Origin of the sequence: Bacteroides luhongzhouii, from assembly GCF_009193295.2 — a bacterium.
GTDB lineage: Bacteria > Bacteroidota > Bacteroidia > Bacteroidales > Bacteroidaceae > Bacteroides > Bacteroides luhongzhouii.
Window position 1 is genome coordinate 3,033,512 of sequence record NZ_CP059973.1, and the last position, 26,274, is coordinate 3,059,785.

The window sequence follows — 26,274 nt, forward strand, 5'->3', positions numbered from 1 at the left end:
TTATATTATAGTTACATTTTTGATGCCTAATTTATAAGGAAGGTAAGTTGCACAGTATTTCGTTACCGAATGATTCCATGATTCTTCTATTTTATCAAATTCGTGACTCTAACGTAAGTGTCACGGATTCAAAGAAAGCTTTTCTTTTGAGTATTGCCTTTGATTCTATCCGGTTGGCTGTGGATTTGAAGAACGATTATGCCGAGATAAAAGGGTTCACAGTGTGTAATATGCAATACATGGTGCAGTTCTTCAACGAATATAATTTTACCCTCCCTATCAAACATTTGGATTGGACGCACAATCTTGTTTTGATAAAACAGGTCAAGGACATCCGTGCCCGTTATTGGTATATGGTACAAAGCATTTCTAACCATTGGACGACACGCTATCTGCAAGAAGCCATCAGACTGAATGACTACGGCAAGCATGGTGCGTTAGCAAACAATTTCACCGAAACCCTGCCCGCACCGGAAGCAAACGATGTGAAATCCATGCTCGAAGATCCATACATATTTGATATGCTGACTTTCACCAACCAGTACAATGAGCGTGATGTGGAAATCGGTTTGGTGAAGCATGTGGAGAAATTTCTTGTGGAAATGGGAGCCGGATTTGCCTTTATGGGGCGGCAATATCACATTGAGGTGTCGGGCGATGATTACTATATCGACATATTGATGTACAATGCTTTCCTGCACCGCTATTTGGTGATTGAACTGAAAGATACAGAGTTCATGCCGGAATATATCGGCAAACTCAATTTCTATTGTTCTGCCGTGGATGATATTCTTTGCCGTGAGGGTGATAACCGGACTATCGGACTGCTACTTTGTAAGAGTAAAGACCGCATCAAGGCTGAATATGCCTTGCGCGACATTCAGAAGCCTATCGGCATCTCTGACTATGAGTTAGGGCAAGCCTTGCCGAAAGACTTCCGGGGTAGCTTGCCCACGATTGAAGAAATTGAAAAAGAGTTGGAGGCAAAATGAAAAAAATACTTATCCTAATTTTATGTTGTGTATTGTAAGATGTAGACTCTGAAAATCGACCATTTTTAGAAAACGACACTAATGGAATTGCAAGAACCATTAAAGTTGACAAGAGAATTTAATACCAAATAATTTATAAAACAACGTTTATATACCAAATAATCATATGCAAATATCAGCCCCTAAATCAACAGAAAAAGCTTTAGAAAAATTGCTTGATAAAATGTATATCAGCAATGTAAGTAAACGCTTGAGAGAACTCAATCAACCCAATGATATTGATAGGAAAAGATGGATTTGGGAGTTGCTGTAAAATGCAAAAGATACAATAACAAACAACCCGAATAGAGATAACATTAAAGCTCGAATCCTTATTGATGGCGGCCTGGTTAAGTTTCAGCATGATGGCGACCCATACCACCAGACCACATATATCTATCATGTCAATTTAGAATCGGGGCGTCGTGCAGTATAATTAGGCAAGGAGAATTTCAAAGAAAACATTGCGCAAACTCTATTATTCTGCAAAGAATTGTCTTCTGTAGAGTTAATAGACAATGGCGAAAGAACATCAATTGAACGTATAACAGATACTCCAATTACAGACGAACTTCATCAAACTTAGTTTAGAATTATTGCTGGCGATACATTATAAAAATAGGTTGCGGTGCTTTTCATAAGTCAGGTATTGAACATATAGTCCTCCCAGATAAGCCTGGTATAATAATAGATGGTGGAGCATTTGACCAATGTCCAAATTTAAAAAAAATCTTCATTCCGGAAGGTTATGATATAAGTATAGCATCTGGGTTATTCAGTTCTTGTGAAGCTTTGATAGAAGTGACAATTGGAGAGGAAGTTACTACAATACCGTCAAGTTGTTTTGATAGGTGTATTGCTTTGAAAAAGGTTGTATTACCATCTACCATATCTATGATCCAAACGAATATATTAGGTACTGATATACATATCTACACTGGAAATCCTTCCGTCCTCGGAGGGATTTCTTTTTAATTATACGTGTCTGTAAATTTGTCTGCGGACACCGTACAGACACTCCCTACCTACGTATATAATATCAGTATTAACCAAAGTATATATTGATATGACAACTAATGATGTATTTTTAGACGCCTGCAAAGGGCTAGTGATGCACTGTAATTGCAACATTCTTATTCTTAATGTGCTAGGCGATTTTAGAGCATATATAGCTCCGGAAGTCAGATTAAAAACTAGGGAATGTCGTTACAATGAAGTTCAGGATGCGCAAGACATTACAAAACTAATCTTGAACCTCGGACACAATTTCGCTCAAGGAATGAATGAACAAACACTCCGTGAAAAGGCGCAATCCGTCCACAAGGAAAGTTTTAAGTTCGGTACTGATGATTATATGTGGTTCACAAAAGTTGATTTAAATAGATAGGGTATGGAACAAACTGTTGAAAAAGTTAAGGCTGAATTAGAAGCTATTGCCAAAAAGCTTAGTTTACCTTTGGAAAATCCAAAGGTAATTTTAGAATGGTGTAAAAATAACTCTTATACGGAAGAAATGGCAACAAAATTAATAGACCCACTTTATTCTCCTCCAAATAAAAGATACTATGCTATTCAAGTGGATGATGAAACAGGAAAAACAATTGCCAGACAAAAGACAAAAGATTCTGCGTGGGAATATTTATAAATCTAAAAATATGCCTTCCCCATTATTTATATTGTAATCATCAGCTAATTGCACATCTGAAACTTGTAATTTTTTGCGAGTTCCATTTTTATCTTTTGCATCAATTATATCTGCTCCTGTTTGTTCAGGTGCCAACGCTGTAACACTTGTAATTTGATAAATTTCATTGGGATTATTTTTGAGGCATATATAATCGCCTGTTTTAAAATTTGTTTTCATAACATTATCTTTTAAAATTTGCTCTAAGATAAGAAAATAATTATATTTGCGCAAGCCTTTCGGGGCAAAACATTGTTGGAAAATAAAAGAAGTGCCTTTACCAGTTAAAATCGCCAAATCTTTAACAAATACACAAGGCACAGTCAACTTGCTATATAGAAGTGGGTTGTCTGTCTGTGTGTATTAATAAGGCGTTTGGCGATGCCTAACTGGTAGCGGACAGCAGCCCCTTCTTCGTATAGAAACCTTTCCTTTTTGGCTGTGAAGGAAGCCAAATACTTAGTATTATGAAAAGAATTTTGTTGTTTCTAGTAGGGGCAGTAATGGCTCTTTCTATGTTTGCTCAAAAATTAACCTCTGTAAGGTCGTTTGAATATCCTGATTATGTTACTCCACACCCTTATGATGTTCGGAAAGCTACTTTAGGAGGGGAATCTCTTACGATTTCTTATAATCCTAATACTGGATATGGGATAAAATTCAGATATATGTTTCGTAATATTAATATATCTGTGAAATTTATCACTTCGGGAAATGGAAAGTATATATATACAGGAACGGATTCATCTGGTAATAAAACAGTAGTAGCTACGAAAAGAAAGTTGAACGATTTTCTCGATAATGTAGGGCAAACACAAAGCGAATCTTTTGAAAGGGATAAAGAAATAGAAATTGCTATATATGGAATTGGTGACCTATCAATATATCCATTTAAGAAGGTTGTAGAACAGGGGAATAGAAAATCCTCATCGTGTATTTATCAAGGGTATTATACCGATTTTATGCCGGAGTTAGAGGTACAGAATCAACGATGTGCTAAGCGTGCCCCTTTAACTGTCTCATATAATGATAAAAATGGAATTTATACAGTAGGTATTGAAAAAGAAGCGCATGAAATTGGACACAAAGAAACTATTTACCTAAAATATTCAGGAAGTGAAAAAGATAATACTGGGGTTACAACACATGAATATATAGATATTAGTGATAGTGGATATCGTGTTCGCACCTATAATCTGTCATTATATGAATTTGCAGTGCGCAAAGGGATTAAAGAACCAAATGAAGCAAGTAATTCTTACTTTAGATTAATCAAGGGGGATAGTGGAGTTTTTATTTTTCCATCACTTGTAACCATACCGTCTAGTTATAAATAAGATGAATGAGTACAAACTCGTTCACAAATTAATAGATAAAGTAGTTGTTTACTCTTTCCTAGCTTTCAACAAGAATTTATCAAACCTTTTAAAATCAGCCGGACTAAGTTCCGGCTCTTTTTGTATTAGTCCGTTTTTAGGGTCTATAAGGGAGGGAAGTGTTTCTGCCAATAACTTCTTAAATCCACGTTTACTTTTCGCTTTGGACGACTTATAGAGGTGATTTATTACGGTTAGGAAATAGCCTTGTTTGCCACACATTTCAAAGTAATACTTTTGAGGTATTTCCACATCGGACAAGTCCCCGAAGTAAGTGTTTATCAATAATTGTGTTCCCTGTACCGTCAGACCTATAACTTCATTGACCATTGTTACACAGGGAATAGTAACTCCACCTAATATAAGCTCTGTTTGTTTTCTGTTAGTTCTATCCATTTTGCTTCTTTTATTTCTTTATGGGTTATACGTCCGTCAGAACAACAGAGGAAACAATTAAACATATCAGAAGCGTTAATGTCCCTCAAATTATATCTGAATATAAATTCGTCAACATACTTTTGCAAGTATTTCTTCGTGTGAACATTGCGATATGCACCTAATATCATACGTTTGAAATGTGTCCAACAGGCTTCTATTCTGTTAGTGGTAACATCTTCATAACTATACAAATTCTTACTATGGTCAACAACATGACGAGGATATTCCTTGCCTATTTCGTTGTAAGAAGCATTTTCATCCGTATAGATATTGGAATCGGGCTGCACGTGTTTCTTTATAAATGCAGAAAGAGTTTTGGCAGTAGTATCCCCAGTTACTAGAGCATTTATTAAGAAATCCCGTTGTATCATTCCAACAACCGGAGTTTTGTCTTTATGGGAACGTCCTTGCGAGTGCGCCACTTTCTTGTTCCAATGGCGGTTCTTGTTTCTACCCCCGACAAGTGTTTCATCAATTTCCACATCATCCGTTAGAGGATTTTCGTTGGCAAGATACATTTGGCTTCTTATTTTATGTAGCATAAACCACGCTGTCTTTTGAGTGACATCTATATCTTTTGCCAACTGATAGGAAGAAAGACCCGCTTTATGGTTAACAACCAACCATATAGCAACGAACCACCTTTGTAGGTCAATCTTAGTTTTCTCAAACATAGTTCCTGTCTTTACGGTAAAGTTCTTCCCTGTGTTTTTACAGCGATAATCCCCGTTTTTCAATTTATAGACTTTTGAAGTTTTATCAAACGGTGAAATGGGCTTACCATGCCAATTAATAGCTTCAAGATGTTTAATGCAGGCTTCTTCATTTGGAAATTGCTTGTAAAGAGCTGGAATCGAATTTACTTTGATGTCAAACGGGTCTTTCATAAGGCTGTCCTCCAACTATTTTGTGACGTAACAATTTACAAAGATTTTATGAAATATCAAAGAAATCCGCAGACAAATTTACAGACACGTATAATTAAAAAGAAATCCCTCCGAGGACGGAAGGATTTCCAGTGTAGATATGTATATCAGTACCATATATTATTTAATGATTATTCAATGGAAACCCTTGCTGTTAAAGCTGTAGTACCTCCAACAGTCGAAGGTAGTGATTTTGGATATAACTTTAGTAAAATATGTAAGATATATGTGCCTGATACTTCCGTGAATATTTATAAAGAAAATAGTTGGTGGTCTCAATATGCAAGTAGAATACATCCTTTGTCAATGTTGCCAAAAGAATAGAAATGTAGATACAAGAAAATCGCCCTGCTTTTATTAAGTGGGGCGATTATTTATTGGGCGTGGATGCACGCATTTTGATTTCCGCGTCCAACACGATTGAATGATTGGGAGATGCCGGATTCTTTATTTTTTCTAAAATAAGTTCGGCAGCTTTTTTCCCCATCTGGTACAAAGGCGGTTCTACTGTAGTTAATTTGGGATAGACTATGTTGGAAAGTTCAGTTCCTGAAAAACTGGCTACGGCGATTTCTTCGGGTATTTTTTTTCCAAGTTCCCTCAATCTGTTCATAGCTCCAATCGCCAATGTTTCCGTAAAAGCGAAAATTGCATTAAAAGGAATATTTCTTTCCACTAATATATCCGCAGCTTTTTTCCCTTCCTCAAAAGTCATACCCGTTTTTATCAACATATTATTCTTATCAAAAGGAATCCCGAATTTAGCCAAAGCGTCTTTGTATCCTCTGACACGTTCTATGGAGTTGTAAATATCGTCCGGTCCCTGTATATGAACAATCTGTTTGCGTCCGCTTCGGATCAGACTTTCTACGAGAAAGAATGACTTCATATAATCGTCCACTATTACTTGCGGGACTTCAAGTCCATAGGGAATGCGATCGTAAAACACCATGGGCATTCCCGCTTGCTGTAAACGAGCATATTCCTCCTTATTCCTTTTATAACTGCAAAGGCAGATGATGATGCCATCCACCATGAATCCTTCCATCAGTTGCAGGTTTTCTTTCTCTTTTTCCGGATCTCCTCCCGACTCTGCAATAATCACCTTTATATTCTTGGTGTGAAGCACTTCTTGTATTCCGTTTATTACTCGTGAAGCAAATGGCGTAACCATTTCAGGAACTATCACTCCCACGGTATTAGTATGTCCGTATTTAAGATTGATTGCTACAGGGTTTGGTCTATATCCCAATCTTTTAGCCGCTTCTATTACCTTTTCTTTTGTTTCTTTACGGATATTCTTGTCATCCCCCAATGCACGAGATACAGTGGAGACGGATATTGACAAATGTCGAGCGATGTCTTTTATGGTTATATACTTCATGCTGAATGATTGTTTAAATCAAAGCAAAGATATTGATTTCAAACAATAAATCCTAATATTGGAGTAAAATACGAATCCCATTTGCTTTTGTGCAATGCTTTTGTAACGTTTGCAGATTTTGGGAACGTTCCCGCAATCGTTTGCAGGCAAAAGAGTTAGGAAAAAACTTTTTTTCAAGCTCTCATTCTTTATCTTTGCTACATCAACGTGATGTCGAACTAAAGAAAAAGAACTATGAAAACACACCTCTTTTCTTGTAAGTGCGGTCGAAAGCACATCAAAGTTTACTATCTATTTGAACCGGTAATAATTAAGATATATGAGTGATTTTAAGGCGATTCATTTTGAATTTAGCACCAACGTTTAAATGAAAGGATAAAAACGGTCATGGACAAGAATGTACGAAGTATAGAAATTTCGAAACGGGTTCCAATTGTGGGCAACTATGATGTAGTTGTCTGCGGTGGCGGACCTGCTGGTTTCATAGCGGCCATTGCGGCGGCTCGCAGTGGTGCGAAAACTGCTGTTGTGGAACAATATGGTTTTTTAGGTGGAATGGCTACAATGGGGCTTGTTACTCCTTTGAGTGTATTCACCTATAATAATGAAAAGGTGATAGGCGGTATTCCATGGGAGTTTATCGAACGGCTGGAGAAGATGGGAGGCTGTATCATTGAGAAACCTCTTGGCAACGTAGCTTTTGATCCGGAGCTTTACAAGCTTTTATGCCAGCAAATGATGCTGGAAGCCGGCGTGGATATGTATATGCATTCTTACTTAAGCGGTTGTCAGGCAAAAGACGGCAAAATATCCTGTATCCTCTTTGAGAATAAGAATGGGACAGAGGCCATCAGTGCCGATATGTATATCGACTGCACTGGGGATGGTGACCTTGCCGCTATGGCGGGTGTTCCGATGCAAACAGATGAGTGTAAACCTCTGCAACCTCTTTCTACCTATTTTATATTAGGAGGCGTGGATACAGATTCGCCCATGATAATCGATGCCATGCACCATAATAAACAAGGGCAGAATTGTCATTGCATTGCAGTTCGTGAGAAACTTTTGGCAATGAAAGAGGAGCTTGGCATCCCCGAGTTCGGAGGTCCTTGGTTTTGCACCACTCTTCGTCCGGGTGAAGTAACTGTTAATATGACCCGTACTGCAGGAAATGCCATCGATAATAGAAATTTTACTGCAGCGGAATGTCGCTTACGGGAAGACGTATTTAAAATAGCACGAATCTTTAAAGAGAACTTTGATGAGTTTAAAAACAGCTATGTGACGACAGTCGCCGTACATGCCGGTATTCGTGAGACACGCCGTATCAAAGGTGTACATACCATTACAGCAGAAGAATATGTGAATGCTTATAAATATCCTGATAGCATATCACGAGGCGCACATCCTATAGATATCCATGTCGCAGCAGGTGCGGAACAGAGCGTAACTTTCCTTAAAAAAGCGGCGTATGTACCTTATCGCGCCCTTATAGCTGAAGATTTTCCGAATCTGCTCGTAGCAGGACGCTGTATTAGTGCCGATAAGACTTCCTTTGCGTCACTTCGCGTTCAGGCAAGTTGTATGGGGGTAGGACAAGCCGCAGGAGTGGCAGCCGTACAATGTATAAAGGCAGGTGTGACAGTACAAAAGGCTGATATTCACAATCTCATAGAGGAATTAAAGAAACTTGGAGCAATTATATAAAGAATATGGAACGATTAGATTATATTATTATTTTACTCTACTTTCTCGGATTGATTGCCGTGAGTGTTGTGATGTCCCGGAAAATCAAAAACTCCGAAGATATGTTTATTGCCGGACGAAATTCTTCGTGGTGGCTGTCGGGAGTCTCTTCCTACATGACCATCTTTTCGGCAAGTACTTTTGTCGTTTGGGGAGGTGTCGCTTATAAATCGGGACTTGTTGCAGTAGTTGTTGCACTTTGTCTTGGTTTAGCATCGTTTATTGTCGGTAAATGGATCTCGGGCAAATGGCGGGAGCTACGTATTAAATCGCCGGGAGAGTTTCTCACCATCCGGTTCGGACACCGCACAGTGAGTTTTTACACGATTTCAGGAATTGTAGCCCGTGCGGTGCATACGGCAGTGTCTCTGTATGCGGTAGCGGTTGTGATGTGTGCGTTAATCAAAGTAGATGGTGGCAGTATTTTGGCAAGTACAGGTATGGTGGGCGATTCACCGATGGGGTACCTTAGTATTTGGTGGGCGCTTCTCATTCTTGGTGCCATCGCTCTTGGATACACCATTGCCGGAGGATTTCTTGCGGTACTAATGACTGATGTAATTCAGTTCGGAGTACTTCTGACCGTGGTTGTATTTATGATACCTCTTTCATTTAACGCAGTTGGAGGCGTAAGTGTATTTATCGATAAGGCAAATGAGATACCGGGATTCTTCTCGGGTACATCTCCAACCTATACATGGGGGTGGCTTTTACTGTGGGTATTTCTCAATGTGTCCATGATTGGCGGCGATTGGCCGTTTGTACAGCGATACATAAGCGTACCTACTACAAGAGACGCGAAAAAGAGTACTTATTTAATAGGAATTCTTTATCTCGCCACTCCTCTCATCTGGTATCTTCCTACCATGATTTATCGTGTGATGGAACCCGGACTTGCGCTTGATTTGGATGCAACTACAATGACTTTCAACGGTGAACACGCTTATGTGAATATGAGCAAACTCGTGCTCATGAAAGGAATGGTCGGCATGATGTTGGCAGCGATGCTATCGGCCACATTGAGCAATGTTTCGGGTATTTTGAATGTATATGCCAATGTATATACCTATGATATTTGGGGACACAAAGAGAAAAACCGTCAGGCAGATGAGAAAAAGCGTATAAAGGTAGGACGTCTCTTCACATTTGCCTTTGGACTTGTGATTATCGCTTTGTCAATGCTCATTCCGTTTGCCGGAGGTGCCGAAAAGGTGGTAGTAACCCTTCTTACTATGGTGATGTGTCCTTTATATATTCCGTCGATATGGGGACTGTTCTCAAAGCGGCTGACAGGCAACCAACTTATTACCGCAATGATTCTTACTTGGTTCGTTGGTATTATGGCTCGTATCATAATTCCCGCCTCCGTTATTAGTCCAAGCCTTATAGAGTCTGTTTCCGGTTGTGTACTTCCCGTACTTATCCTTGCAATAATGGAAGTTTGGTCGGCACATAAAAAGTATGAGGACAATGGTTATCAAGCCATTTGTGAATATACTGATCCTGAAGCTGATCGCGAACCGACATTAAAAGAGAAGAAAGCGGTATTAATTTATTCGCATTTGGCCGTTAACTGCTTCTGTATCACCATTGGTGTCGTTGCGCTTTTGCTGATTGGTCTGCTTATTGTTGGCGATCCGAAGACGCTTGCGGTCAAAGGAATCGTAATAGGAAGCATCGTACTGATGGTTGCCATGATACTTGCTTATGTGATATACAGAATTATATATGCAAGACGTCTGAAAAATGTCTAGCTAGTCAATTATTAATAACCCTAAATACTAATCAAATGAATCTAAAGATGTTATTGTTTGCAAGTGTGTCGCTTGTGCTTTTTGCATCTTGTCATACCTCGGATGATCCGTATATGACACTCGCGACAAAGACACTTGATGTAGAAGCAGAAGGTGGGCTTTTCACCGTTGATCTTTCATCAAATGTCTATTACAGAGTCAATAACGATTGCCAGATCGATGGAAGTGATAGCCATTGGGCAGTTGTTGATTCGTATGAGACACAAGGTGAGATTACTAAATTTACAATCAAAGTCTCTGAAAATTCGTCGACTAGTTCACGTGTCGGTGCCATTCGTTTCATTGGCGATGATGTAACTCCTCTAAAGCTGGTTATTACCCAAAAGATGATTGTTCCTAAAGGCATCAGTCCTATAACCGAATCGGTCGACGCAACTACAACGGAATCTTCGTTCAAAGTCTTCGGTGATAAGGAGTGGAATGCTGTATGTACAGATGCAGATGTGACCGTTTCTCCTGCAAATGGGTTAGGTGAATGTGATATTAAACTTACTTTCCCGGAGAACAAGACATTTGCCAAACGGACAATTAAAGTAACAGTAACCATCCAGGATGATACGGACTATACCTATACTCTTGTACAAGATGCTTTCTCGGGCATTTTGGCTGATTGGGACTTGAAGAGTTTAACCGCTAACACAAATGGAACATTTACTGATGATGAAGCACAGTCTGTATTCCCGGGAGCTAATGGCAAGTATATTGCTCCAAGTGCCGGAAGTGGTAAAATTGAGTATTGGGCATGTGACCGGACTGGTTATGTAGCGCAGAATGCTGTATGCAGCCGTGCCGTGGGTGGTAATGGTGACCCGTATGTATCAGGAGCTATTCCCGGTGATTATTGGTATGTCTATGGGGATATGAAAGGTACGACCATTCCTGCCGGTACCAAGATACACTTCTATTTTGTGACCAAATTAGGAACGATGTGTTCCAACTACTGGATGATCGAGTTCAAGGATGGAGAAGAATGGAAACCGGCTCTTCCGACTTCGTCTCTTCAGGAAAGTGCGACAGAAACACTGTCGGGTGCACCTATTAATTACTCGGCAACTATTACCTACAACTTTGCGGGAATGTTGCTCGATACCAGCAACAATGGTGCATATATCCCTGCCGAAGGAATATTTACCACGACTAAAGATATGGACGAGATTGTGTTAAGATTTGGACAGGCAGGCCGTTTATGTCTTAATGGCGCCAAATTCGCTGGAAAGTATATAGACTGTACACACACAAGTGGCCAGACACGTTTTTCAGCGCAACATCCGAGTAATCCTGAAACAGGTGAGGCAATCAAAGAGTATAACCAACATGTATTGCTTGAAATCGTAGAATAAATAGTATGAAAAAAAGTATATTAAGCCTGTTATTGGCATGTTTCCTGCAAATCAATCTGGCTTTTGCACAGAATGTAATGAAGGGTGTCGTTAGCGATGCCAATGGTCCTCTTGTCGGAGTGGTGATCCACGATAAAGACAATGGAAAAGGTACTACCTCCGATATGTCGGGAAAGTATGCGCTCAATGGCGCAGAATCAGGCCATACAATAGAATTCCGTTATCTTGGTTATGTGACCGAGACTGTGGTATGGGATGGTAAAAGTGTAGTAAATATGAAACTTAAAGAGGATGCTGTACAACTTGAAGAGACGGTTGTTATCGGCTATGGATCTGTAAAAAAGAAAGATCTTACAGGTGCGGTCGGGGTAATCAACAGTTCGCTTATCGAAAAACAGAGTACTTCTCAACTTTCACAATCTTTGCAAGGACTGATTCCGGGACTGACGGTTACCCGTTCGAGCAGTATGCCGGGAGCGAGTGCTACGGTTCAGGTGCGTGGTGTGACAACAATGTCTGATTCGAGTCCGCTTATCCTTGTCGATGGTATGATGGTCAGTAGTCTCGATAATATAGCAAGCGAGGATGTACAGCAGATTACTGTACTTAAAGATGCGGCTTCTGCATCCATCTATGGTGCCCGTGCAGCTGCCGGTGTTATCTTGATAACAACCAAGGAGGCAACCGAGGGACAACTTTCGATCGGTTATAACGGAGAGATTTCGTTGTCTTCTCCTACCGAATTTCCGAAATTCCTGACCGACCCTTATCACTACATGACAATGTATAATGAATGGTCGTGGAATGATGCCGGTAATCCTGCGGGAGGCGAGTTTGCCAACTATTCACAGGATTACATCAACAACTATGCTAGCAACAATAGGTATGATCCCATTCAATATCCTATCTATGATTGGAAAGACGCCATTCTTTCGAGTACCGCTATGCGCCATAAGCACAACTTGACAATGACGTATGGCAACAAGGTAATCAAGAGCCACACTTCCGCTACCTACGAAAATGCCGACGCTGTCTATAAAGGTTCAAACCACGAAAGAATCTCTATCCGTTCGCGTAATAATCTGAAGATTAGTGATAAACTTTCCGGTTCTATTGATTTATCGGTACGTTATGCTACGAAAAATGACCCGACTTCCGGTAGTCCGATTCGTGCAGCTTATATGTATCCTTCCATTTATTTAGGACTTTATCCGGATGGTCGTGTTGGCCCCGGTAAAGACGGCAGCCTTAGCAATACGCTTGCCGCCTTATTGGAAGGCGGAGAGAAGAAGACCGTATCCAACACAATGACCGGTAAATTCTCGTTGAGCTATAAGCCCATAAAAGATTTGACCCTTACTGCCAATCTGACTCCTACCGTCGGAACTGTTTCGATCAAGGAGATGAAGAAAGCCATACCTGTTTACGATGCATACGAAACCGATGTTATGCTGGGATATGTTTCGGGGTATACTTCTAATTCGCTAAGTGAAGAACGCCGTAACATCAAATCATTAGAGAAACAATTCATCGCTACATACGACAAGACCTTCAGCAAGGTACATAACTTCAATGCCATGGTCGGTTATGAAGATTATAGTTATACGTATGAAACGATGTCGGGATCGACAAACGATATGTCTTTGTCTTCTTTCCCTTATCTTGATTTGGCGAACAAGAATGCCCTTGCCGTAGCCGGTAATTCTTATCAGAATGCATACCGTTCATTTTTTGGCCGTGTCATGTATAATTACGACAGCCGTTACTATCTCCAGATTAATGCTCGTGAAGACGGATCTTCACGTTTTCACAAGGATCACCGTTGGGGATTCTTTCCGTCCGCATCGGTGGGGTGGGTAATCTCTAATGAGAAATTCATGCAAAACATAACCCCGATAAGTTATCTGAAGTTCCGTGCTTCTATCGGTACTCTCGGTAACGAGCGGATTGGAAATTATCCTTATCAGACATACATTTCATTCAATAATGCCATTATGTATGACAGTGCAGGTTCTACGCCCCAATCCTCAATGTCCGCCGCGCAACAGGATTATGCGTATGAGAATATCCATTGGGAGAAAACACAGAGCTGGGATATAGGTGTGGATGCCGCTTTCTTTAACAATCGTCTTGACTTTAGCGCAGACTATTATTATAAGAAGACAACAGATATGCTCTTGTCGGTAGCAATCCCGTCGTTTACAGGTTATTCGGCACCTGACAGGAATGTCGGTAAAATGCACACTCGCGGTTGGGAAGTGAAACTCGGCTGGTCTGACCGTATCGGAGATGTAAGTTATGCGGTAAGTTTTAATGTCTCTGATTACAAGTCTATAATAGATAACCTTAACGGCAAGCAGCAGTTTAACAGTGATGGTACCATTATTACTGAAGGTGCAGAATATAACTCATGGTATGGATATAAGACTGCAGGTTTGTTCCAGACCGCAGAGGAAGTCAGTGAAAGTGCTTTGCTTTCGGCTTCTACCAAACCGGGTGATGTGAAATATGTAGATGTCAGCGGTCCGGATGGCACTCCTGAAGGAATTATCAATGAGACATACGACCGTGTAGTGCTTGGCAGCTCATTGCCACATTATCTATACGGAGGTTCTATTAGTTTGGGTTGGAAAGGTCTCTCTTTCTCCCTACTCTTTAATGGTGTCGGGAAACAACTTTCACGCCTCACCGAAAGTATGATTCGCCCCATGCAGGGACAATGGCTTCCGGCTCCGTCAGTCCTTCTGAACGACAATGGCAGCCGTAATTATTGGAGTGTGTACAACACTGCAGAGCAGAACGCGGCAGCCAGCTATCCCCGTTTGAGTCATCAGGGCGGTGAATACAACAACTACAAAATGTCGGATTACTGGCTCAAGAGTAGTGCCTATATGCGTATAAAGAATATCAACGTTGGCTATACAGTTCCTAAGAAAATCGTCTCTAAAGTCGGAATCAAGGGACTTCGGGTGTACGTCAATATCGATGATCCATACTGCTTTGATAGTTATCTTTCGGGATGGGATCCTGAAGCAGGCGCTTCTACCTATATCACACGCACTTATACATTTGGAGTGGATATTAAATTCTAATGGAGTATGAAAAAATTACATAATATGAAAAAAATACATGTATTGATTTGCATGATAGCTCTTCTATCTGTAACTTCTTGTGTGAACCTCGATCTGAATCCTCCTTCAGCTGCATCCAGTGAAAACTGGTTCTCGTCACCAGAGGAAGTTCGAATCTCATTGAACGATTTTTATCGCAGTACTTTCTTTGTTATAGAAGAAGGTTGGACGCTGGACCGTAATACGGATGACTGGGCGCAACGAACCAACATTTATACCATTGCGGCAGGTTCACTGAATGCGTCTTCTACAAGTAATCCTAACATCAAGACTGTTTGGAGTTACACGTATAAGAACATTAGTCGTGCCAACCGGATTTTGGAGGCACTCGACAAACTTGAAGGCAAATATTCCACCACTGAACTGAATACACTTCGTGCCGAAGCCCGTTTTTTCAGGGCGTTTGCTTATTCACGTTTGATTACTCTTTGGGGAGATGTTCCTTTCTACCTGACTTCGATTACTCCGGAGGAAGCATTTGAGATGGGACGTACCGACAAAGCTGTCGTTCTGAAACAAATTTATGAAGATTATGACTATGCCGCAGAAAATTTGCCGGCCGCAAATAATAATAGCGGCGCCACCCGTGTGGACAAAGGAACGGCTTATGCTTACAAGGCTCGTACCGCTCTCTATCAACACGACTACGGGACTGCCGCAAAGGCTGCGCAAGACTGTATGGATCTGGAAGTATATGACTTAGCCCCTGATTATGGAGAACTTTTCCGCGACAAGACAAGAGGAAGCAAAGAAGTTATCTTCTCTGTTGCTCACTCAAGCGACCTTGAGTTGGATGAAGACGGTAAACCTACTACACAGGCTATCGGTTCCTTTATTGCCCGTTCGGCAGGCGGTACACATAATGCACAACCTTCGTGGGAACTTCTTGCTGTCTACGAAATGACGAATGGCAAGACGATTGATGAACCGGGCAGTGGCTTTGACCCTCACGATCCATTTGCCAACCGTGATCCCCGTTGCCTGGAAACATTTGCAGCTCCCGGCAGCCGTATCTATGGTATTGAGTGGAATCCTGCGCCAAACGCACTCGAAGTAATGGATTATACGCAAAATCGCATGATTACAAACAAAGATTCCAAAGGCGGTTTGGATGCATCCAACTGCGCTTACAATGGTTGTTGTCTGCGCAAAGGCGCACAAGAGTCATGGCGTACTACTTTGTATAACGACAACCCCGTCATTCTCATGCGTTATGCAGATGTCTTGTTGATGTATGCCGAAGCTAAGATTGAGTTGGGAGATATTGACGCTACTGTTCTTGCTTGCATCAACGATGTCCGCGCCCGTGCTTATGGCACCACCCGTACACAAACCAACGACTATCCGTCCATTACGACAACCGATCAGACAGCATTGCGCAAAGTGCTCCGTCGTGAGCGTCGTGTGGAGTTTGCATGGGAAAATCTGCGTTATTTCGACTTGCTTCGTTGGCATCAGTTTGAGAATGCTTTCGGACACAATATGTACGGATTTACCCGTACAGCCAACAGGGCAAAGGAATATTTTGCGGCGGGCAACTGGTTTTGGCCGGAGACTCCGACGTTTGACAAAGACGGATTTCCTTCTTTTGAAGCGATGGCGGACGGAACCTATATCGTCCAGCACGGTGAACGTAAGTTTGATGAGAAAATTTATTTGTGGCCATTGCCAAGTGATGATGTATTGATAATGAATGGAAAACTTGTTCAAAATCCAGGGTACTAACTTTATTAAATAAATGATATTATGAGCATTGGAGAAATTTTATTGCACAGTCGCTATCAACCATTGAAAAGGGTGTTGAGCTATGATGTATTCAACACTGGCTTTAACGGCTGGATGACATTGATGCCTAACTTTACGGAATATCCCGATTTTGATGTTCCCAAGACATTGGTCAATAAAGACCAGTGGCCACCGGTCATGCTTAGTTCCGCTACTTTCAGGTATCCGGGCACTCACGGGGCAATGTCCGGCACTTACTCTCTTAAACTTTCGACAAGACCTGTTGCCGCTCCTTATACGGAGATTCCGGCGGAAGGCTGTCTGGGACATGCCATTAAGCGGCTGTCGTTCTCTCGTCCGGGCTGCAAATATTTGCAGATAGAATGTTGGTTTACATACACGGCGGAGCAGGATGTGGTGGATGGCGGTGACCGTCCACAACCGGGTTTGCATGAGAGTTCCATCCGCGATTTTGGTCTGGGATTCGATGTACAGGAGGGTGGAAAACGCTACCATGTAGGAGTCCGCTATCTCAATGCAGTAGATGGCAAATTAATGCAGAAGTGGCAGTATGAACATTCCAATGAAGACATTACCGACCGTGATTGGGCTTATGGACTTGACGGAGACTGGTGTAAGAGGGGAGTTGATCCCTGGTGGTTCGGCCGCCGTTATCCTAATGGCGACCACGATGGGTTTAAGGATTTGAAAGATGGTCATCAGAAACTCATTTACAATGAGACCGACTGTAAACTCAATTGGCAATACATGCGTCTGAAACTTGACACACAGCTTCGTGAATATGTCGAGTTCCAATGTCAGGATAGAATTTGGGATATGCGTGGCATTGCAGCCGATACCGTTGACGGATATGACCGCATCGACAATCTTATCAATCCTCTTTTCTGGGTGGGTACTGATACCAATCGTCGTGTATTCTTTTATATAGATTCTGTTGTTGTTTCACAAGAATAAAAGGAGGTATGTAATATATGAAAATGTTTAATGATTCCCACCTTGAGGTAAAAAAGTTCTTTAAAGGCACTTTCTTCACTCATCCTTACGAGGCTGGTTGGGCAGATGAGGCTATATTCTTTGTTATGGTTGAGAAAATAGAAGGAGATCCCGTATTCGAAGGTCGTGTACAACTATCGCAAGACGGTATACATTGGGCTGACGATGGTAGTGAGCCTGTAATCTTCAAAGGACTTGGCCAACATATTATAAAGGTAAATTCAAATTTTGGTAATTATATTCGTCTTGCCGTCAGCATTGAAGGCGGAGAGATGTTTTTAAATCTTCATATAGCATGCAAAGGTTAATATTTATACTTAGTCTGTTCATCCTTGCGATTGTAGGATGCAGCTCCAATGAGTCTCACTCATTTTTGATTCGTCCGGATGGAGGTGGAGAAGATGCTGCCACTGAAATAGAGGTAGGTAAAACAATTCCTGCCTGGCAAGAGGGTATGATGGATATTCATTTCATCAATACGACTACCGGTGAAAGCATGTTTGTAATATTCCCGGATGGTACGCAAATGCTTATCGATGCCGCAAGTTCGAGTGTTACGACCAACTCTAATAGTAATACGACCAACACCGGTATCCGTAGTCGTTGGGATCCGACTCTGACTTCTACCCGTGGTTCACAGATTATAACTGACTACATCCGTAAGTGTATGGTATGGACAGGTAACAGTACGATTGATTATGCAGTACTTACACACTTCCATAATGACCACTTTGGCGGTTATACTTCCTCCTTGCCGAAATCTTCCAACTCCAGCACTTATTCGTTGATAGGTTTTGCCGAGATTTTCGACAATTTCAAGATTGGTACGCTTCTCGATCGTGGCTATCCCGATTATAACTATCCGTTCGACATGGCAACCATGGCAGACAATGCTCCAAGTTGTAGTAACTATATCAATGCAGTGAAATGGCATGTCGCCAATAAAAAGTTTGATGCTGCGATATTCAAAGCAGGGGCGAATAATCAGATCGTTCAAAAGTATAATCCTGTGAAGTATCCTACTGCAAAGGTGCAAAACGTGGCAGTGAATGGAGAGATCTGGACTGGTTCGGGCACTACCACAAAGAAAACATTCCCTGAACTCTCGGAGATTTCATACGAAAACAGCAAGAACATTACCTCCAGTGACAATTGTCCGCCGGAGAACATAACCAGTTGTGTGATGAAAGTTTCGTATGGCAATTTTGATTTCTTTGCCGGAGGCGATCTTCAGTATAACGGACGTTCGAGTCATGCGTGGAAAGATGCCGAACTGCCTTGTGCAAAAGCGGTAGGTCAGGTGGAACTGATGAAAGCCGATCATCATGGAACGAGCAACACCAATCAGGCGGATGCTCTGAAAGCACTCAATCCACAAACGATTGTTGTCAATTCGTGGGTAGATTGTCATCCTCGTACCGATATACTGAATTTGATGGAGACAACACTCCCTGCATGTGATATATTTATCACTAACTTTTGGCAGGGCGATCGTCCCAGCGGAGTAGACGACCGGGTAACGGCGGAAGAGGCTGCGAGAGTAAAGGGATATGATGGACATATTGTAGTTCGTGTGACCGACGGAGGAAACAAATACAGAGTTGTGACGATCACCGATTCTGACGGAGCAATGACCGTTAAGACTATTTCCGGTCCATATACAAGCAGATAATGAATACAAAATACTATGATGTAATAGTAGCAGGTGCAGGTCCTGCCGGGATATGTGCGGCTGTAGCCGCCGCCCGGCAAGGAGCACGTGTTGCTCTTATCGAAAGATACGGAGTCATCGGAGGTAACCTGACCGCCGGGTATGTCGGCCCTATTCTCGGTAGTGTAAGCAAGAACACGATGCGCGATGAGGTTTGTGCTATTCTTGGCGTCAAAGACAATGACTGGATTGGCGAACATGGAAATGCTCACGATTTCGAAGAGGCAAAACTTACATTGGCAGAATTTGTCGCCAGGGAAAAGAACGTCGATGTCTTTTTGCAATGTTGTGTGTCGGATGTTATTCGTGACGGAAAGGTGGTAAAAGGCATTAAGTGTGCAAGTAACGAGGGGACGCTCTGTTTTGAAGCCGCGGTTACGATCGACTGTACCGGTGATGCCGTGGTATCTTTTCTTGCCGGTGCAAAAATAGAAAAAGGACGTGCTGACGGACTCATGCAACCTGTAACCCTTGAATACACCATTGACGGAGTAGATGAATCGAAAGGGATTATCTGTATTGGAGATGTAGACAATGTCCAACTGAATGGCGAGTGTTTTCTTGATTGGTGCAAAAAGAAAGCCGATGAGGGCAAACTTCCCCGGATGCTTGCTGCCGTGCGTTTGCATCCGTCAGTCAGACCGGGTTGCCGTCAGGTAAATACGACACAAGTCAATAGGGTGGATATTACTTCGGTAAGCTCTATTTTCACCGCTGATCTTGAACTTAGGCAACAGATACGTCTCCTGACTCAATTCTTGAAAGAAAATTTGCCGGGTTACGAAAACTGTAGAGTGATCGGAAGTGGTACAACAACCGGAGTGCGCGAAAGCCGCAGGGTGATGGGTGACTATGTGATCGATGCCGATGAGATGGCGGAAGGCTGTCGTTTTGCCGATGTGGTAGTACATAAGGCATTGTTCATTGTCGATATACATAATCCTGACGGAGCCGGACAGGCGGAACCGACCATACAATATTGCAAACCATACGATTTGCCGTATCGTTGTTTTCTTCCGTTGGGCTTGGAAGGGCTTCTTGTGGCGGGACGGTGCATATCGGGTACTCACAGAGCTCACGCTTCATATCGTGTCATGAGTATTTGCATGGCGATGGGAGAGGCCGTTGGCATTGCCGCTGCCATGAGTGCGTTGCAGCATTGTACTCCGCGGGCTCTCGATGTAGGAGAGTTGCAGAAACGGCTTGAATCGTTAGGCGTAGAGCTGTTTGATTAACGTAAAACATAATCATACTTTAAATTTATAGAGCATACTTATGAAGAAAATATATTTGTCTGTCGTGTGCCTATTGATCTCTATTCCCCTTATCGCGCAGTTATATGTAGAGCCGGAGAAGGAGGTAGAATGCTCTGTCTTCCTGACAAAGGAAGGACGGGGGCGAGCACAGCAAGGACTTGAAATATGGGATGATTACATATTCTCGTGCGAGGATGGAGGACACGTGAATATCTATGATTTCAAAAGTGCTGATCCGAAACCTGTGGCAGGCTTTGAGTTGGCGTCCTCCCATCCGGACAACCATGTAAATAATGTATGCTTTGGCGTCGAGACAAAACGCGGAGCATCGTTTCCTCTCTTGTATATTACAAACGGGAAGGTAGGAAGCGAGTTGGAATGGTTGTGTTTTGTGGAGAGTATCACCCGTCGTGGAAAACGTTTTAGCAGCGAAATCGTACAGACAATTGAACTCGATGGTTCGAAGTGGGCGGAGAAAGGATATGTCTCTATCTTCGGCGCACCAAGTTGGCTGGTCGATCGGGAGCGAGGATTTATATGGATATTCTCGGCGCGTAAACGCACTGTGGCGAAGGTGACAAAGCATGCATGGGAAAACCAGTATGTTGCCACCAAATTCCGTATACCGTCATTGAGTGAGGGCGCAAAGGTGCGCCTCGACGAAAATGACATTCTCGATCAGGTGGTGTTCCCCTATGATGTGTGGTTCACACAAGCGGGCTGTATGCATGATGGCAAAATCTATTTTTGCTTCGGAGTTGGGAAACAGGATGACAACCGTCCTTCCTGCATTCGGGTGTACGATACTGATAGGCGGACAATTGCTGCCCGATACAATGTGCAGGAACAGGTTATTTACGAACCGGAAGATATTGTGGTCAAAGATGGAGTTATGTATGTCAATACCAATACAAATGCGAAAAAGACGTCCGATCTTCCTTGCATATTCAAACTCTCTCTTCCGAAAGAAAAGCCGATGGCCGAAAATCCTCTCGACGAGATACGCCGAGACCCGGAACGTGCGGGCGGAGTGTATTATGTGACCGATCTTTCACATCCGGTTACGCCGGCGCCCAAAGGATATAAGCCTTTCTATATAAATGGCTATTTCCGTCACGGAGCGCGTCAGATAGACGATGCGGTGACTTATCCTGCCATATACGGCGTATTGGAGAAAGCTCATACCACAAACAACCTTACCAATTTTGGGAAAGCACTGTACGAACGTCTTGAACCGTTCAAGAAGAATGTGTTTTACAAAGAAGGCGATCTGACACAAATCGGTTATCGTCAGACAAGGGAAATAGGCCGGAGGATGGTACAAAACTATCCGGAAGTATTTGAAGGTCATCCCTATTTGAAGACTAACGCAACGAATGTGCTTCGGGTGGCGGCTACCATGCAATCTGTAAATTCGGGGATTTTGTCGTTGCGTCCCGGACTTGAATGGGCAGAGATAGACAACTCCCGTTCGTTCCTTACCATGCTGAATCCTTATGGCAACGTATGTCCCGACAGGAGTTCGCTTGATAAGTATATACTTGGTAAAGAAAACAGTTGGTATAAAAAATATCGTTCATATATAGATGAAAAGTTGGATGTGGATGCTTTTTTTACAAGACTGTTTATAGACATTGCACAAATAGAAAGTGAGTATGACAAGTACGACCTGATCCACCGCTTCTGGTTAATGGCGTCGCTTATGCAATGCCTTGATCGCCAAGTGCCTATATGGGACCTTTTTACAGAAGAGGAAATATTGGCTTGGGCGGAAATTGAGAACTATAAGTATTTTGCGCAGAAAGGTCCTGAACCGGTCTCTCACGGGCGTAGTTGGGGACTTGCGTCACGCACGTTACGCCATTTATTAGATGAGTCTGCCGAAGATCTGGTTCGCAAGCGTCATGGTATTAATCTCAACTTCGGACATGATGGCGTTCTTATGGCCATCTTGACAAATCTGCAAGCCGGGACGTGGGCGCGTGAAGCCAGTAATTCCAAAGAAGCGTTGCGGAGTTGGAAGTATTGGGATATTCCGATGGGTGCGAATCTTCAGATGGTATTTTATCAATCGGAAGACAATCCGGACGTTTTAGTTAAGTTTATGCTGAATGAAAAAGACCTCCGGTTGCCGTTGGAAGCGGTTGAAGCATCTTATTACAAATGGAATGAGGTTTATAAATTCTATATAGAACATTGCGACAAGGTGGAAAAATCACTTGCCGAAACATTGAAATTATCGTATGAAGACTTTTAATTATAATCGTGCTGAAATAAAGGCTGGAATAGTACATTTCGGCGTTGGAAACTTCCATCGAGCACATCTTGAAGCTTACACAAATCTTTTACTTGAAGATCCGGCACAAAGATGCTGGGGAGTATTCGGAGCCATGATTATGCCTACGGACGGGGTATTGTTCAACGCCCTCAAGAAAGACGACGGCATATATCAGTTGACGACATGCAGCCCTTCCGGCGAACAGGATAGCATGCTGATTGGTTCGCTTGTAGAACTTGCATGGGGGGAAATAGATAGTGAGCCTATCATCGCAAAAATAGCATCGGAGGAGATAAAAATCATCTCTCTCACCATTACCGAAGGGGGATATAAGGTCGATTTTAACCAGTCGCGTAGTGTGTTTTGGTATGTAGCCGAAGGACTTAAACGTCGGATGGCGAAGGATCTACCGATCACTATTCTTTCGTGTGACAACATGCAAATGAACGGTAACGCTGCCAAATGTGCGTTTATGTCATACTTCGAAGCGAAATATCCTGAGGTGGCAGCGTGGGCGAAAAAGAAAGTGACGTTCCCGAATTCGATGGTGGACCGAATCACTCCCGTAACAAAACCGGGTAAGGGCACTGATGTGTGTTGTGAAGACTTTATACAATGGGTGATTGAAGATAATTTCATTGCAGGCCGTCCTGCATGGGAGAAAGTAGGAGTTACATTCACCCATGATGTGACTCCGTATGAAATCATGAAATTAAGTCTTCTCAATGCGTCACATACCCTTCTTTCTTATCCTGCCTATATGGAAGGATTCAGGAAGGTCGATGCTGTAATGGCAGACGAGAGGTATCGTGCAATGATAAAGCTGTTTATGAATAGGGACGTTACTCCTTATGTTCCGGTTCCTGAGGGCGTTGACCTTGAAGCGTATAAAGCCCAGCTTATCGAACGATTTTCAAACAAGGCGATCAGCGATCAGGTATCACGGCTTTGCGGCGATGGTATTGCTAAGTTTGCCGTTTATGTAGTACCCATACTCAAACAGATGTTGCAGGATGGGAAGGATATTTCGATAGAGGCTTTCCTGATAGCTGTTTATTGCAAATACTTGATAGGTGCGCGCACCGAGTCCGGTGAAAATATAGCTATCTCCGAACCTCACATCACCCCGGCGGACAGGAAGTTGATTTCCGGAGGATCACCGGCCGAGTTCTTGAAGATATCACCTTTTGTGTCATTGGGACTGGACAAATATCCTGTGTTTATGGAAAAGTATGAGCAGTTTTATGCCATGCGGGTAGCGGAAGGGTTGAAGGTCTTATTACAGTAAACAACTAAAAAAATACAGGCTATGAAGAAGTTTTTCATAACGGTTGTTCTGTCGCTTTCGTGTGTATTGTCGGTTTCGGCACAAAAACAGATGGAGGCATCAACGCTTAACCTGATAGGTAAGCCGTTTGAATCGACTCCCAATCCGTATCATAGAGTCGATACATTGGTTTATAAAGGTTTTAACAGAACAGAGAATCGACAACTCCGTTGTTCTGCCGGTATGGCTGTATTGTTTAAAACGAACACACGTAATATACAGATTACGACAAAGTGGGGGTATGTATATTCGAGCCATTCAACCATGCCGATCTCTTATAAAGGATATGATCTTTATATCAAAAATGCAAACGGTAGATGGCAGTATGCGGCAAGCGGTTCATTGAAAGCGTATAAGGGCGAGAAAACCGAGACATTCACGCTCATTGAGAATATGGATGGTACGATGCACGAATGTATGATGTATATGCCAATGTATTCGGAGGTCATTTCTTGCAAGATAGGGATAGATGACGATGCTGTTATCGAACCGTTGAAGTCCGATTTTCGTCATAGGATAGTGGTATATGGCTCTTCATTTACGCAAGGAGTAAGCACGGATCGATCCGGCATGAGTTATCCCATGCAATTTATGCGAAATACAGGTCTTCAAGTCGTGTCGCTCGCAACAAGCGGACGTTGTCTGATGCAGCCTTATATGCTCGACGTTCTTGCGGAAGTCAAGGCTGATGCCTTTATATTCGATACATTTTCAAATCCTGACGCAGAACTGATAAGAGAGCGCCTGATGCCGTTTATAGATCGGCTTATAGCGGTACATCCGGCTACTCCGTTGATATTTCAGCGTACTATCTATCGCGAACGACGTTCATTCGATACAGTTCTTGATGCGAAAGAACGGGCTAAGGCGGCAACCGTAGAGGAGTTGTTTGCAAAAATCCTCACGAACCCGAAATATAAAGACGTTTATCTGATTACGCCTGATGCTTCCGATGCGCATGAGACATCGGTCGATGGAACTCATCCAAGTAGTTATGGATATGCACTTTGGGCGAAGTCAATAGAGACTCCGGTAATAGAAATTTTAAGTAAATATGGTATAAAATGAGACAAGCGGTATTAGTAGAACCAAAACATATTGAATTTCGTGAGGTTGAGGCGCCTAAGGCGTCGGACCTGAAAGGACATCAGGTGCTTCTGAATATTAAGAGAATAGGTATTTGTGGAAGTGAGATACATTCTTATCACGGATGTCATCCGGCAACTTTCTATCCGGTAGTTCAGGGGCATGAATATTCGGCAGTGGTAGTCGCTACGGGGACGGAGGTTACGATCTGCAAGGCGGGTGACGTTGTCACCGCACGTCCGCAACTGGTGTGTGGGAAGTGCAAGCCTTGTCAGCGGGGAGAGTATAATATTTGTGAAGAACTAAGAGTGCAAGCCTTTCAGGCAAATGGAGCTGCGCAAGACTTTTTTGTGGTTGATGATGACAGGATTGCAGTGTTGCCTAAAGGTATGTCGCTTGATTATGGGGCTATGATAGAACCGGTGGCAGTGGCTGCGCACGCAACCATGCGTGGCGGGGACTTGAAAGGTAAGAATGTGGTTGTATCGGGTGCCGGAACGATCGGTAACCTCGTGGCGCAGTTCGCTAAGGCAAGAGGAGCCAAACGGGTTCTTATTACTGATGTAAGTGATTTCAGACTTGAAATCGCTCGTAAATGTGGTATAGTAGATACGCTCAATGTAGCTAAGACGCCGCTCAAAGAAGGAGCGAAGAGGCTTTTCGGGGATGAAGATTTTCAAGCTGCGTTTGAGGTTGCCGGAGTTGAGTCGAGCATTCGTTCGCTTATGGAGTGTATCGAAAAAGGGAGTACCATCGTTGTAGTGGCGGTATTTGGCAAGGATCCGTCGCTTAATATGTTCTATTTGGGAGAGCACGAACTGAAGGTGAACGGAACGATGATGTATCGCCATGAAGATTATCTTACGGCTATCGATCAGGTAAGTTCGGGAGCTATCCGTCTCGAACCGCTTATTTCAAATCATTTCCCGTTCGAGCAGTATGACGAGGCATATAAATTTATAGACGAGAATAGTGCAACATCCATGAAAATAATTATAAAACTATAA

Annotated in this window: 22 protein-coding genes; 18 read left to right on the forward strand and 4 right to left on the reverse strand. The window is 42.5% G+C overall.

Going from position 1 to position 26,274, the window contains the following annotated elements:
• The first annotated feature begins 77 nt into the window (after positions 1 to 77).
• From GD631_RS10860 to GD631_RS10875, 4 genes are all read left to right on the forward strand, one after another.
• Positions 78 to 992 carry a PDDEXK nuclease domain-containing protein gene (locus tag GD631_RS10860; RefSeq protein ID WP_143258216.1) on the forward strand — a complete coding sequence of 305 codons (915 nt, stop codon included), beginning with the start codon at positions 78 to 80 and terminating at the stop codon, positions 990 to 992.
• 696 nt (positions 993 to 1,688) lie between these two features.
• Complete coding sequence (locus GD631_RS22440; protein WP_425321963.1) at positions 1,689 to 2,006, forward strand: leucine-rich repeat protein; 318 nt, start codon at positions 1,689 to 1,691, stop codon at positions 2,004 to 2,006.
• A 91-nt stretch (positions 2,007 to 2,097) separates the two neighbouring features.
• Positions 2,098 to 2,418: a hypothetical protein gene (locus tag GD631_RS10870; RefSeq protein WP_143258217.1), complete on the forward strand. Its 321-nt coding sequence runs from the start codon at positions 2,098 to 2,100 to the stop codon at positions 2,416 to 2,418.
• A gap of 3 nt (positions 2,419 to 2,421) precedes the next feature.
• Positions 2,422 to 2,676 carry a hypothetical protein gene (locus GD631_RS10875; RefSeq protein WP_143258218.1) on the forward strand — a complete coding sequence of 85 codons (255 nt, stop codon included), beginning with the start codon at positions 2,422 to 2,424 and terminating at the stop codon, positions 2,674 to 2,676.
• Here GD631_RS10875 and GD631_RS10880 read toward each other — a convergent pair.
• A complete protein-coding gene (locus GD631_RS10880) occupies positions 2,671 to 3,012 on the reverse strand; it encodes a hypothetical protein (protein ID WP_143258219.1) in 342 nt (113 codons plus the stop codon). The genes GD631_RS10875 and GD631_RS10880 overlap by 6 nt on opposite strands.
• A 170-nt stretch (positions 3,013 to 3,182) precedes the next feature.
• Here GD631_RS10880 and GD631_RS22155 point away from each other — a divergent pair, with 170 nt between their 5' ends.
• Positions 3,183 to 4,052 (forward strand): hypothetical protein, encoded by an 870-nt coding sequence (locus tag GD631_RS22155; protein WP_223225829.1) that lies wholly within the window; start codon positions 3,183 to 3,185, stop codon positions 4,050 to 4,052.
• Between the two features lie 48 nt (positions 4,053 to 4,100).
• Here the strand turns inward: GD631_RS22155 and GD631_RS10890 are convergent, their stop codons facing one another.
• From GD631_RS10890 to GD631_RS10900, 3 genes are all read right to left on the reverse strand, one after another.
• The gene (locus tag GD631_RS10890) at positions 4,101 to 4,487 is read right to left on the reverse strand and encodes a hypothetical protein (protein ID WP_143258220.1); all 387 of its coding nucleotides are present in this window, start codon (positions 4,485 to 4,487) and stop codon (positions 4,101 to 4,103) included.
• Positions 4,448 to 5,416, reverse strand: coding sequence for an IS1595 family transposase (locus tag GD631_RS10895; RefSeq protein WP_120096634.1), 969 nt, complete (start codon positions 5,414 to 5,416; stop codon positions 4,448 to 4,450). Before GD631_RS10895 ends, GD631_RS10890 begins: the two co-directional genes overlap by 40 nt.
• 409 nt (positions 5,417 to 5,825) lie before the next feature.
• Entirely contained in the window at positions 5,826 to 6,839 is a 1,014-nt protein-coding gene (locus tag GD631_RS10900; protein ID WP_143258221.1) for a LacI family DNA-binding transcriptional regulator, read from the reverse strand.
• Between the two features lie 387 nt (positions 6,840 to 7,226).
• Between GD631_RS10900 and GD631_RS10905 the strand changes: the two genes are divergently transcribed.
• Genes GD631_RS10905 through GD631_RS10965 form a run of 13 tightly spaced genes read left to right on the forward strand, consistent with a single transcriptional unit; the run spans position 7,227 to position 26,274 of the window.
• Entirely contained in the window at positions 7,227 to 8,546 is a 1,320-nt protein-coding gene (locus GD631_RS10905) for an FAD-dependent oxidoreductase (RefSeq protein WP_143258222.1), read from the forward strand.
• Positions 8,547 to 8,551: 5 nt separating this feature from the next.
• Positions 8,552 to 10,339 (forward strand): sodium:solute symporter family protein, encoded by a 1,788-nt coding sequence (locus GD631_RS10910; RefSeq protein WP_143258223.1) that lies wholly within the window; start codon positions 8,552 to 8,554, stop codon positions 10,337 to 10,339.
• 35 nt (positions 10,340 to 10,374) lie between these two features.
• Positions 10,375 to 11,739: a BACON domain-containing protein gene (locus tag GD631_RS10915; RefSeq protein ID WP_143258224.1), complete on the forward strand. Its 1,365-nt coding sequence runs from the start codon at positions 10,375 to 10,377 to the stop codon at positions 11,737 to 11,739.
• Positions 11,740 to 11,744: 5 nt separating this feature from the next.
• Positions 11,745 to 14,831 (forward strand): SusC/RagA family TonB-linked outer membrane protein, encoded by a 3,087-nt coding sequence (locus tag GD631_RS10920; RefSeq protein ID WP_143258225.1) that lies wholly within the window; start codon positions 11,745 to 11,747, stop codon positions 14,829 to 14,831.
• 24 nt (positions 14,832 to 14,855) lie between these two features.
• The gene (locus tag GD631_RS10925) at positions 14,856 to 16,595 is read left to right on the forward strand and encodes a RagB/SusD family nutrient uptake outer membrane protein (RefSeq protein ID WP_143258226.1); all 1,740 of its coding nucleotides are present in this window, start codon (positions 14,856 to 14,858) and stop codon (positions 16,593 to 16,595) included.
• Positions 16,596 to 16,616: 21 nt separating this feature from the next.
• Positions 16,617 to 17,570, forward strand: coding sequence for a DUF6772 family protein (locus GD631_RS10930; protein ID WP_143258227.1), 954 nt, complete (start codon positions 16,617 to 16,619; stop codon positions 17,568 to 17,570).
• Positions 17,571 to 17,587: 17 nt separating this feature from the next.
• Positions 17,588 to 17,917: a hypothetical protein gene (locus tag GD631_RS10935; protein WP_004304776.1), complete on the forward strand. Its 330-nt coding sequence runs from the start codon at positions 17,588 to 17,590 to the stop codon at positions 17,915 to 17,917.
• Entirely contained in the window at positions 17,905 to 19,281 is a 1,377-nt protein-coding gene (locus tag GD631_RS10940) for a ComEC/Rec2 family competence protein (protein ID WP_143258228.1), read from the forward strand. Before GD631_RS10935 ends, GD631_RS10940 begins: the two co-directional genes overlap by 13 nt.
• Positions 19,281 to 20,555, forward strand: a complete 1,275-nt coding sequence (locus tag GD631_RS10945; RefSeq protein WP_143258229.1) for an FAD-dependent oxidoreductase — start codon at positions 19,281 to 19,283, stop codon at positions 20,553 to 20,555. The genes GD631_RS10940 and GD631_RS10945 overlap by 1 nt, the downstream gene beginning before the upstream one ends.
• A 40-nt stretch (positions 20,556 to 20,595) precedes the next feature.
• On the forward strand, positions 20,596 to 22,833 hold the full coding sequence (locus GD631_RS10950) for a histidine phosphatase family protein (RefSeq protein WP_143258230.1): 2,238 nt from the start codon (positions 20,596 to 20,598) through the stop codon (positions 22,831 to 22,833).
• Complete coding sequence (locus tag GD631_RS10955; protein WP_143258231.1) at positions 22,820 to 24,142, forward strand: mannitol dehydrogenase family protein; 1,323 nt, start codon at positions 22,820 to 22,822, stop codon at positions 24,140 to 24,142. Before GD631_RS10950 ends, GD631_RS10955 begins: the two co-directional genes overlap by 14 nt.
• A 21-nt stretch (positions 24,143 to 24,163) precedes the next feature.
• The gene (locus tag GD631_RS10960; RefSeq protein ID WP_143258232.1) at positions 24,164 to 25,249 is read left to right on the forward strand and encodes an SGNH/GDSL hydrolase family protein; all 1,086 of its coding nucleotides are present in this window, start codon (positions 24,164 to 24,166) and stop codon (positions 25,247 to 25,249) included.
• Positions 25,246 to 26,274, forward strand: a complete 1,029-nt coding sequence (locus GD631_RS10965) for a zinc-dependent alcohol dehydrogenase (RefSeq protein WP_143258233.1) — start codon at positions 25,246 to 25,248, stop codon at positions 26,272 to 26,274. The genes GD631_RS10960 and GD631_RS10965 overlap by 4 nt, the downstream gene beginning before the upstream one ends.